This window comes from Mycobacterium sp. (genome assembly GCF_032162605.1).
Taxonomy (GTDB): domain Bacteria; phylum Actinomycetota; class Actinomycetes; order Mycobacteriales; family Mycobacteriaceae; genus Mycobacterium.
This window is the reverse complement of sequence record NZ_JAVROT010000331.1, coordinates 1-10,477: the sequence shown is the minus strand read 5'-3', so window position 1 is coordinate 10,477 and position 10,477 is coordinate 1. Positions and strand designations below refer to the sequence as shown.

13 protein-coding genes are annotated in these 10,477 nt (G+C 67.1%); 8 read left to right on the top strand and 5 right to left on the bottom strand.

The genetic code is table 11. The features are described 5' to 3' along the window. Window positions 1-461, bottom strand: a 461-nt coding sequence (locus QOI01_RS19035) for a Bax inhibitor-1/YccA family membrane protein (protein WP_526383644.1), incomplete at its 3' end; no start/stop codon positions are given. Between the two features lie 172 nt (window positions 462-633). Between QOI01_RS19035 and QOI01_RS19030 the strand changes: the two genes are divergently transcribed. From QOI01_RS19030 to QOI01_RS19020, 3 genes are read left to right on the top strand one after another with little or no spacing between them, the layout of a single operon-like run. Beyond that, window positions 634-1,674: a 3-hydroxyisobutyryl-CoA hydrolase gene (locus QOI01_RS19030; protein ID WP_526383642.1), complete on the top strand. Its 1,041-nt coding sequence runs from the start codon at window positions 634-636 to the stop codon at window positions 1,672-1,674. A gap of 10 nt (window positions 1,675-1,684) precedes the next feature. Continuing rightward, entirely contained in the window at window positions 1,685-2,458 is a 774-nt protein-coding gene (locus tag QOI01_RS19025) for an enoyl-CoA hydratase (protein ID WP_526383640.1), read from the top strand. Between the two features lie 48 nt (window positions 2,459-2,506). After that, window positions 2,507-4,207, top strand: coding sequence for an alpha/beta hydrolase (locus QOI01_RS19020; protein ID WP_526383650.1), 1,701 nt, complete (start codon window positions 2,507-2,509; stop codon window positions 4,205-4,207). Here QOI01_RS19020 and QOI01_RS19015 read toward each other — a convergent pair. Next, on the bottom strand, window positions 4,204-4,578 hold the full coding sequence (locus tag QOI01_RS19015) for a rhodanese-like domain-containing protein (protein WP_526383638.1): 375 nt from the start codon (window positions 4,576-4,578) through the stop codon (window positions 4,204-4,206). The genes QOI01_RS19020 and QOI01_RS19015 overlap by 4 nt on opposite strands. Beyond that, window positions 4,578-5,105, bottom strand: a complete 528-nt coding sequence (locus QOI01_RS19010) for a cysteine dioxygenase (protein ID WP_526383636.1) — start codon at window positions 5,103-5,105, stop codon at window positions 4,578-4,580. Before QOI01_RS19010 ends, QOI01_RS19015 begins: the two co-directional genes overlap by 1 nt. A gap of 119 nt (window positions 5,106-5,224) precedes the next feature. Here QOI01_RS19010 and lpqV point away from each other — a divergent pair, with 119 nt between their 5' ends. Beyond that, window positions 5,225-5,674: a lipoprotein LpqV gene (gene lpqV / locus QOI01_RS19005; protein ID WP_526383634.1), complete on the top strand. Its 450-nt coding sequence runs from the start codon at window positions 5,225-5,227 to the stop codon at window positions 5,672-5,674. Between the two features lie 325 nt (window positions 5,675-5,999). Next, entirely contained in the window at window positions 6,000-6,224 is a 225-nt protein-coding gene (locus QOI01_RS19000; protein ID WP_526383632.1) for a hypothetical protein, read from the top strand. Here QOI01_RS19000 and QOI01_RS18995 read toward each other — a convergent pair. Beyond that, window positions 6,221-6,589, bottom strand: coding sequence for a VOC family protein (locus tag QOI01_RS18995; RefSeq protein ID WP_526383648.1), 369 nt, complete (start codon window positions 6,587-6,589; stop codon window positions 6,221-6,223). The genes QOI01_RS19000 and QOI01_RS18995 overlap by 4 nt on opposite strands. Before the next feature lie 51 nt (window positions 6,590-6,640). Here QOI01_RS18995 and QOI01_RS18990 point away from each other — a divergent pair, with 51 nt between their 5' ends. Continuing rightward, complete coding sequence (locus QOI01_RS18990) at window positions 6,641-7,615, top strand: patatin-like phospholipase family protein (protein ID WP_526383630.1); 975 nt, start codon at window positions 6,641-6,643, stop codon at window positions 7,613-7,615. Here the strand turns inward: QOI01_RS18990 and QOI01_RS18985 are convergent. Further along, window positions 7,604-8,458, bottom strand: a complete 855-nt coding sequence (locus QOI01_RS18985) for a patatin-like phospholipase family protein (protein ID WP_526383628.1) — start codon at window positions 8,456-8,458, stop codon at window positions 7,604-7,606. The genes QOI01_RS18990 and QOI01_RS18985 overlap by 12 nt on opposite strands. Before the next feature lie 335 nt (window positions 8,459-8,793). On the opposite strand from QOI01_RS18985, the gene QOI01_RS18980 reads away from it, so the two are divergent. Together QOI01_RS18980 and QOI01_RS18975 are read left to right on the top strand one after the other, a co-directional pair. Continuing rightward, window positions 8,794-9,837, top strand: a complete 1,044-nt coding sequence (locus tag QOI01_RS18980) for a zinc-binding dehydrogenase (protein ID WP_526383646.1) — start codon at window positions 8,794-8,796, stop codon at window positions 9,835-9,837. Then, a partial coding sequence (locus QOI01_RS18975; protein WP_526383626.1) for an SDR family NAD(P)-dependent oxidoreductase occupies window positions 9,834-10,477 on the top strand: 644 nt, incomplete at its 3' end. The genes QOI01_RS18980 and QOI01_RS18975, both read left to right, overlap by 4 nt.

Here is a 10,477-nt window from a genome sequence, read left to right as displayed (position 1 = left end):
GTCCCCACGATGGCCTGCGCGATCATGCCGACGCCACCCGTGGAGTACAGGTTGGCGATGATGAACGAGACCGCGCCGAGGAACAGGCCCTCGAGCGCCGCGTAGCTCAGCACGATCGCCGGGTTGTCCTGCTTGCGACCGAACGTGGCGACCAGCACCAGCGCCAAGCCACCGAGACCGCCGATCAGGCTGAATGGCGTCGCAAGTGCGATGTTGCCCTGCACTAGGAAGTAGGAGACCGCGGCGACTGCAGTCAGCACGGCGAGCGTGATGCCGGTCTTGGTGACGACGTCGTCGATGGTCAGCGGCCGGGAGGCCTTCTGGTCTGTATACGGCTGGGTCGTGTACGGCTCAGCCTGTACCGCCTGCGCACCGTAGCCGGCGCCACCGGTACCGAATTGGGCATATCCGCCCTGCTGCTTGGGCAGGGAACGGAATACCGGGTTGCTGCTCTCGCGCACCGTCGGTTCCTCTCGTGTGCTGTGGTTCGCCGGAGTGACGAACATTGACGAACATTGGGTCAACGTGCGGCGACTCGGACCAGTTCCCGACCGGGTCGCTGAAACTGTGAACTTCTTGGGAAAGGCTACCCGTGTCGGGCCCGCCTCTGGCAAGGCTCTAGATTTGCACCCCGTGGCAGAAAACGAGGACATCCTAGTAAATGTCGGGAACGGCGTCGGTCTGTTGACGTTGAACCGCCCGACGGCGATCAACTCGCTCAACCACGACATGGTCACCGGTCTCCAACGGGCACTCACCGCGTGGGAGGACGACGACTCGGTCCACACCGTGCTGGTGTCGGGCGCGGGCGAACGCGGACTGTGCGCAGGCGGCGACGTCATTGCGATTCATCAGAGCGCCAAGGGGGACGGCAGCGCCGCACGCTCGTTCTGGTGGGACGAATATCTGCTCAATGCTCACATCGGCCGATACCCCAAGCCGTATGTCGCGATCATGGACGGCATCGTGATGGGAGGCGGCGTCGGAGTCAGCGCGCACGGCAGCGTCCGGGTCGTCACCGAGACCACCAAGATGGGGATGCCCGAAGTCGGCATCGGATTCATCCCCGACGTCGGCGGCACCTACCTCCTGTCGCGGGCGCCGGGCCGCCTGGGCCTGCACGCCGCGCTGACGGGCGCACCGTTCTCGGGCGCCGACGCCATCGCGATGGGCTTCGCCGATCACTACGTGCCCCACGATCAACTCGGCACGTTCACCGACGCGGTCGTCGAGGACGGTGTCGACGCGGCAGTCTCCGCGCACGCCATCGAACCGCCCGCGAGTGCCCTTCTGAAGCAACGGCACTGGATCGACGAGTGCTACGCAGGCGAGACGGTCATCGGCGTCATCGCCGAACTGCGCGGGCACGACGCCGGTCCGGCGAACGATGCCGCAAACCAGATCGCCACCCGCTCCCCCATCGCGCTGGCGGTAGCTCTGGAGGCAGTGCGGCGAGCGGCTGACCTGGACTCGTTGAAAGCCGCCCTTCACCAGGAATACCGGACCTCGTGCGCAGCACTACGCTCTCACGACTTCGTGGAGGGCATCCGCGCGCAAGTCATCGACAAGGACCGCAACCCCAAATGGTCGCCATCTACGCTCGCGTTGTGCGCCGTCGACGACGTCGAGGCCTACTTCGCGCCGGTCGACCCCGATCTGACATTCCCCGAATAGGAGGACAGCCATGAACTACCAAACCATCCTGGTCACCCGCGAGGACCGCGTCGGGACCATCACCCTGAACCGGCCCAAGGCGCTGAACGCGCTCAACAGCCAGGTGATGACCGAACTCACCACCGCCGCAGCGGAATTCGACGACGACGCCGGTATCGGCGCGATCATCGTCACGGGCAACGAGAAGGCCTTCGCGGCGGGTGCCGACATCAAGGAGATGGCCGACCTGTCGTTCGCCGACGTCTTCTCGGCCGATTTCTTCGCGACATGGTCCAAGTTCGCCGCCACCCGCACCCCCACCATCGCCGCAGTCGCCGGGTACGCGCTGGGCGGCGGCTGCGAACTCGCGATGATGTGCGACATCCTCATCGCCGCCGACAGCGCCAAGTTCGGCCAGCCCGAGATCAAGCTCGGCGTGCTGCCCGGAATGGGCGGATCACAGCGACTGACCCGCGCCATCGGCAAGGCCAAGGCGATGGACCTCATCCTGACCGGCCGCACCATCGACGCCGCCGAGGCCGACCGCAGCGGCCTGGTGTCCCGCGTCGTCCCGGGAGATTCCCTGCTGGACGAGGCGAACGCCGTCGCGGCCACCATCGCCGGGATGTCGCTGTCGGCTTCGCGGATGGCCAAGGAGGCCGTCAACCGAGCCTTCGAATCCACGCTCGCCGAAGGCCTTCTCCATGAGCGGCGGCTGTTCCACTCGGCGTTCGCCACCGAAGACCAGGCCGAGGGCATGGCGGCGTTCACCGAGAAGCGCCCACCTAGGTTCACGCACCGTTAAAGTGCGTTCGTGACAGAGACGGACACCAAGGCAGCCGACGAGCCGAACGTGCCGGACGAAGCCGAAGAGTCGGAGGCGCCCGCCGAGCCCGAACCGGCGCCACCGTCGCGGCCGGACTGGTGGGTTCGGCACTACACGTTCTTCGGCACCGCCGTGGGTCTGGTGTTCGTCTGGCTGTCCATGACGCCGTCACTGCTTCCGCGCGGCCCGCTGTTCCAGGGCCTCGTCAGCGGTGCGGCAGGCGCCTTGGGCTACGGCTTCGGCGTCTTCGGCGTGTGGCTGGTGCGCTACCTGCGATCGAAGAACACCAGCCCGTCGGCCCCGCGCTGGGCCTGGATCATCCTGGTCGTGGTCGGCCTGATCGGACAGACGCTTGCCATCATCTGGTTTCACGTGTGGCAGGACGACGTTCGCGACTTCATGGGCGTGCCGCGGCTCGACTTCTGGGACCACCCGCTCACGGGCGTGTTGGCCATCGTGTTCCTCTTCGCCTTCGTCGAAATCGGCCAGCTCGTAGGCAAATTGGTGGGCTATCTCACGCGCCTGCTGGGTCGCGTTGCACCGCCGCGGGTTTCGGCGGTCGTCGTAGTCACGCTGCTCGTCGTTCTGAGCATCGCACTACTCAACGGCGTGGTGGTGCGTGTGGTGATGAGCACGCTCAACAACACCTTCGAGTCGGTCAACAACGAGCAGGATCCCGACAACCCGGCTCCCACGACGCCGCTGCGTTCGGGCGGCCCACAGTCCTTCGTCAGCTGGGAGTCGCTGGGCCATCAGGGACGTGTCTTCGTCAGCGGTGGTCCGTCGGTCGAGGACCTCGAGAAGTTCAACGGCGCCAAGGCGGTCGAGCCCATCCGCGCGTACGCCGGACTGAACTCGGCCGATTCCATCAAGGCCGCCGCCGAACTGGCGGCGCAGGAGTTGCTGCGGACCGGCGGCCTCAACCGCAAGGTCGTAGCCGTCGCCAACACCACCGGCACCGGCTGGATCAACGAGGCCGAGGCCTCCGCGCTCGAGTACATGTACAACGGCGACACCGCGATCGTGTCGATGCAGTATTCGTTCCTGCCGAGCTGGCTGTCGTTCCTCGTCGACAAGGAGAATGCCCGCCAGTCGAGTCAGGCTCTCTTCGAGGCCGTCGACGCGCTGGTGCGCGGAATGCCCGAGAACGCCAGGCCGAAGCTCGTGGTGTTCGGTGAGAGCCTCGGCTCCTTCGGTGGCGAGGCGCCGTTCCTGTCGCTGAACAACCTCATCGCACGCACCGACGGTGCGCTGTTCTCCGGCCCGACGTTCAACAACACTATCTGGACGGACCTGACCGCCAACCGCGATCCGGGGTCACCGGAGTGGCTCCCCATCTACGACAAGGGCGCGTACGTCCGGTTCGCCGCGACGGCGGACGACCTGAACCGGCCCGTCGATCCGTGGGACGACCCGAGGGTGGTCTATCTGCAGCACGCCTCGGATCCGATCGCGTGGTGGAGTCCCGATCTGCTGTTCACCAAGCCCGACTGGCTGCGCGAGCCGCGCGGTACCGACGTGTCACCGCGGATGGAGTGGATTCCCGTCGTCACGTTCCTGCAGGTGTCGGCCGACATGGCCGTGGCGGTCGACGTCCCGGATGGGCACGGTCACGTCTATGTGCGGGACGTCGCGAACGCATGGGCGGCGATCATGCAGCCGCCGGGCTGGACGACGGCAAAGACGGACGAGCTGAGGCTGCTGCTGCGCTCCGACGAGAACAGCTAGTCCAGCACTCCCGCCGATCGCAGGGCGTGGTAGCCGCCGACCACGTCGGTGGCGCGGTGCAGGCCGAGATCGAGCAACGCCGCGGCAGCCAGGCTCGACGTGTATCCCTCCGAGCAGAGCACGATCCACTCGACGTCGTCGTCGACGGCCTGCGGTAGCCGTGCCTCGCTGGTCGGATCGCAGCGCCACTCGAGCACGTTGCGTTCGATGAGAAGCGCGCCCGCGACGTCACCCTCCGTGGCTCGCTGCGCGGCGGGCCGGATGTCGACGAGCAGTGCCCCACGCACCAGCGCCGCGGGCACGTCCTGCGCCTCGATCCGTGCCAATCTGGCCCGTGCGGCCTGTAGAACGGCGTCGATGCGGCTGGGCACTAGTCCCCTTCGGGTTTGTCGGTCAGCTCGGTCCGGTCGCGACGAAGCGTGTTCCGATCGGTGATGTCGTAGTACGACATTGCGGTCAGTGGAGGCGAGTAGGCGTGCACGCTCAGGGTAGGGCCCTGCACCGTCACGGATGTCGGTGAGGCCCACACGACGTCGTGCACCCAGCCGAGGGGGAAGCCGGCCTGATCGCCGGCGTTGAGCCGCCGTTCGCGCAACGCGTCTCCGTCCCAACGGGTTTCGGAGAGTGCGCCAGAGACCACGGTTAGCGCACCCAACGACCCCCCGTGGTCGTGCAGTTCGGTGGAGCGCTCCGGCACCCAGCTGATGAGCCAGACGTCGAGCTCGTCGTCGCCATGAAGGCGGGTGAACCAGCGCTCGTCGGTCGGCGGGCCCCCCACGGGGAGCAGGCGGTCGTAGCGGCCCGACAAGACGTGATCGGTGGCAACGTCGGTCGCCTGCAGCAGGTCGGGCACTCGGAGGCGGGTGGGTGCGACTACGGACGGAAGTACTAGAGACATGGTGAATGGACTCCAAGTGGACCAGGAAGGGGACGGTCGGGGTCGGGCGTCAAGCCCTACAACACTCCCGACAGAAGGTCCGCTCCAGCACGTTGGCGAGTGTTGCATAGATTGGCGGTATGCGCAGCTACCCGATCTTCGCCGCGGCGGCCGCCGCGGCCCTCTTGGCCGGTTGCTCCTCGGGCTCGGAGCAAGCCGGCTCCACGGCCACGTCGCCGGGGCCGTCCTCGCTCCCCGTGACGACGCCGACGACGTCACCGACCTTCGAGAATCACACCGCAGCGCCCGGCGCACTGGGGGTCTCGCCGAACGGTGTCACGACCGCCGTCGGCACGCCTGCCCAGTCCACCGAAGACGAGTACTTCCAGGCCTGTCACGCTGCGAAGGTGTGGATGATGGAGCGGGGCGGCGACCAGAAGGCGCAGTTCGAGCCATATCTGCAGGGCCTGCAGTCAACCGATGCCGCGGGACTCGGCACGTTCGGCTCACCGTGGTCGCAGCTGCCCCCGGCCAGGCAGTCGGCGGTCATCGTCGCGGCCGAGGCCGCAGCGGACGATCTGTGCGGCTGACGCCCTTTTAATCACGGGTGTCGTAACCCCCGTCGTCAGGCGTGTCCGAGCGCTCCGCCGTCCAGCGCGCCTCCTCTACCGACGCCGCTGATGCAGGCGGAGGGTATCGAGAACAGACCCGGTGCCGAGACCCGCGACGACGTCCTTGAACCGGGGCCCACCGTCCGCCACCGCGCGAACACTGCCACGCCGAATCGATCTGCGCGTAAACACGGGCCAAAGCCCGAACCCTTTGCCGCACTAACAATTAGAGCGCCTAGTCGTTGTGGTCTGGATCACAATATTCGGTGTATTGTGCTCCTCGTCACTCACGAAGGGATGACCCATGGTCGCACCAAAAAACGGTCCGCTGGGGAAGCCCCGGGCACCGTTGCCGCCGGCCGCCGGTGGGTCGATCAACGGCATGCGCCTGCTGATGGGTCTCATCCTGTTGGTGATCGGCGTCGGCGCCGTCATGGGCGTCGTCGTCGCCCTGTCGAGCGGCCAGTGGCAGATGGCGTTGATCATCGGTCTGGTCGCCGCCGCCTTCTTCGCCAGGGTGGGTTGCTAGCCCGCCTCACCCCAAACCAGGCAGAACGGGTGTCCCGCAGGGTCTCGGTAGACCCGGAAGCCGTCTTCCCCGACCGCGTCGGGCACGCGGGTGGCTCCGTTCGCCAACACCTCTGACTCCGCCACGTCGACGTCGTCGACCTCGATGTCGAGGTGGAACTGCTGCGAGCCATGCGGATCGGGGAACTGCGGCGGCTCGAACTGCGGCGCCAACTGAAACGCCAGCCTCCTGCCGGTCGGTTCGACCAGCACCACCCACGTGTCATCCTGCACGGCAACCTCGCCCCCGAGAACAGCGGTGTAGAAGTCCGCCAGCCGTCGCGGTTCGGGACAGTCGAGGACGACGGATCGCAGTTTCCCGATCATGCCGTACTGGGTTGCCGGATCAGCGCTGAACAAACACGGGATGATGTGTTCATGCGAGTGGCGCTTTGTCTCGGCAGCGGTGGGGCTCGCGGGTACGCCCACATCGGGGTGATCAATGAACTGCGCGACCGCGGCCACGAGATCGTCGGCATTTCCGGTTCGTCGATGGGAGCTCTGGTCGGAGGGTTGGAAGCCGCAGGCAAGCTCGACGAGTATGCGGCGTGGGCGAGTTCGCTGACGCAGCGGGCGGTACTGCGACTGCTGGACCCTTCTCTCACGTCCGCGGGGGTGCTCCGGGCCGACAAGATCCTCGACGCCGTCCGTGAAATCCTCGGCGAAGCCGTAATCGAGGAGCTTCGCATTCCATACACCGCGGTGACGACGGATCTGATTGCGGGCAAGTCGGTCTGGCTACAGCGCGGCCCCGTCGACGCAGCCATCCGCGCCTCGATCGCCATCCCTGGCGTGATCAAACCGCACGTGCTCGACGGGAGGTTGCTCGCCGACGGCGGAATCCTCGACCCGCTGCCGATGGCGCCGCTCGCCGCAGTCAACGCCGACCTGACCATCGCCGTCAGCCTCGGCGGCAACGACCCCGAGCAGCCCACGTCGGACCACGAATTCGAACCCAGGCCTAGCGCCGAGCTTCTCAGCCGGATGTGGCGCAGCACAACCGCTTTGCTCGACACGGCCACGGCCCGCACGCTGCTCGACACGCCCGCCGCCAGAACGGTGCTCAGCCGGTTCGCCAATGACGGGGTCGAGACCGACGATCACGACGATCACACCGAATCGTCGGTGCCGAGATTGAGCGGCTTCGAGGTGATGAACCGCTCCATCGACGTTGCACAGTCGGCCCTCATGCGCCACATCCTGGCGGCCTATCCGCCCGACATCCTGATCGAGGTGCCGCGCGGTGCCGCCCGGAGTCTGGAATTCCACCGCGCCGACGAGGTCATCGACATCGGGCAGGAGCTTGCGGCGGCCGCCCTCGACACGCTCATCCCACGAGCCTTAAAGCCCTAGGAACCGCGCGATCCGCGGGGCGTCGCGACGGCCCTGTTCCCGACCGGCGGCCGCCGAGGGGATCCGGCATGCCGGATCGAGTGGGTTGGGGCCGAATGCGGCGACGGACGCTTGGTCGGCGAACACCGACAGCACGTCACCGTCGAACGCAGCGACCTCGGCCACCGCTCCGTCGCCGAACGGCGATGGTGACGTCTCATTCGATGGCACTAGAACCACCACCGCATCACAGTCGGATGCGATCGTCATGTTCACGATGCTGCCGACGCCGCCGTCTATGAAGCGGCGATCGCCGACGGTCACGGGCGGCCATGCGCCCGGGACCGCACAGCTCGCCGCCACCGCGTCGACGAGCGGGATGCCCGAGTCGCGGTCGATGACCACCAGTTCGCCGGTGTCGACGTCGATGGCCGTCACCCGCAGTACGCGTTCGGGCCACTCGCGAGAGGGCAACCGTCGCGCAATCACGTCCCGCCTCACCGACTCGGGCACCGTGTCGGTGGCCAGCGCGATCGCGCCAATCCGCTGGAGTTGCTGCTCCTTGGTGGTGTTCGGCATCGTCAACGCCGTGACGAACAGGGCGGTGATCTCCTCCACCCCGACCCCGGGGTCGATCTCCGGGGAGCTCTCGGCGATCTGCCTGGCGAAGAGCTCGTCGAGGTCCGTGCCGCTGCCGAGTTGAGCCGCAACCGTCGAACCCGCCGACGTGCCGAGCAGCACGTCGGCGGCCAGCAGTGCGCGGGCGGCGTCCGGCACCTCGTCGGCGATCCCGCACAGGATGCCCGTCTCCCAGGCGATGCCTGCCAGTCCTCCGCCTGCGAGCACGAGTCCGCGTTTCGTCATGGGAGCCGAGTGTGCCAGGTGGCCAAAACGTGGCCTACCGCCCGGACGCGACCTACTGGGGCCTGCAGTTGCAACATATGAAGCCCGATCTGCAGCAGGCGTTGGGAGCCGACCGCGTCCTAGTCACCGGTCTGGTCCGTCACCGCTTCGATGGGCGGGATGGGCGGGATGGGCCATACCAGCGGTGGAAGAGTGTGGGCAACGGGATCGACACGGTTCCGTTGAACGCAGCCTTCTGCGTTACGGGTATCGCCGTTGATTGCTCGACCACCAACGGCTGCACCATGATGGCGATGGTAACCCCGGGTACCGCCAGCAGACAACGAAGGAGCGGCATGGTTGAGACGATGAGGGCGCAACGCTTTTACGCTGATTCCAAAGAGATTGCTGTGGAAGACGTTCCGATCCCCGAGCTGGGCCAGGGAGAGGTTCTCGTCAAAGTGGCGTTCTGCGGCATCTGTCATTCGGACCTGAGTCTGATCAACGGCACCTTTCCGTCCCAGCAAGCAGTGGTGACACAGGGGCACGAGGCGTCGGGCACCATCGCCAAGCTGGGGCCCGGGGTCATCGGGTGGGCCGAGGGCGACCGGGTGGTAGTGGCCGCAGGCCGTCCGTGCCTGGAGTGCGTGAACTGCAGACGCGGCGACCTGTCGAACTGTTTGCGCATCCGTCTGATGGCGTTCGCCTACGACGGCGCCTGGGCGGAGTACACGGTGGCCCAAGCGTTCGGGCTGACCAGGGTTCCCGACAACGTCACGTTGGAGCACGCTGCGATCCTGGCCGACGCGGTCTCCACGCCGTACGGTGCCGTCGTCCGCACTGGCAAGGTCGGTATCGGCGAGTCGGTGGGCGTGTGGGGTGTCGGCGGAGTCGGCACGCACGTCGTACAGCTGGCCCGCCTGGTCGGCGCGGCCCCGATCATCGCCGTCGACATCAAGCCGGCCGTTCTGGACCGCGCGCTGGCCGTCGGGGCCGACTACGCGTTCGACGCGCGCGACGACGCCCTTCACGACAAGATCGCCGAGGCCACCGAGGGTCGCCAGCTCGACGTGGCGTTCGACGCCGTGGGGCTGAAGTCCACCTTCGAACAGGCCCTCGGCAGCCTGACCGTCGGCGGGCGCCTCGTCGGCATCGGCATGAGCGCCGATGCGCCCACGATCGGTCCGACGGCGATGTTCAACCTGTTCAAACGGCAGGTCCTGGGACACCTCGGCTATCAGAACGCCGACATCGGGACGTTGGCCAATCTGGTGTCCCGGGGGCGGCTGGACCTGTCGCGCTCGATCAGCGAGATCGTGTCGCTGGAGGACGTCGCCAAGGGCATCGAGAAACTCGAGAAGGCCGACGGCGACCCGATCAGGATCCTGGTGCAGCCATGACGGATCTGGCAGGCACAATCCCGGATCGCTTCGCTCCTACCCTCCGAGCCCGCGTCGCACTCCTCACAGGTGCATCGGGCGGCATCGGCAAGGCGATCGGCAGGCGGCTCGCCGACGAGGGCGTCGACGTCTGCCTGTCCTACGGTCGAAATGGGGACGACGCGGACGAAGTCGCCGCCTATGCCCGCGATCGGGGTCGTCGGGCCGTCACGGTGGCTGCGGACATGGCGGATCCGCAGGCGCCCGCCGCCCTGGTCGAGTTCGCCATCCGCGAGCTCGGCAAGGTCGACCTGCTCATCGCGAACGCGGGCATGGCCGACATACGAGGTTGGCAGAACATCGATCTCGAGTCGTGGAACGCCACCCTGGCGGTGAACCTGACCGCGCCCTTCTTGTTGGTGCAGCAGGTGCTGCCCGGGATGACCGAGCGGCGCTTCGGCCGAATCCTGTTCATCTCGTCGGTCGCCGCGTTCACCGGTGGAGTGGTGGGCGCCCACTACGCCGCGAGCAAGGCGGGCCTGCACGGCCTCACGCATCACCTCGCGCCCCGGGTCGCGGGCGACGGTGTCACCGTGACCTGCCTTGCGCCGGCGCTGGTCGGGGAGACCAAGATGTTTCCCGCGGACCTCGAGACGGGCAC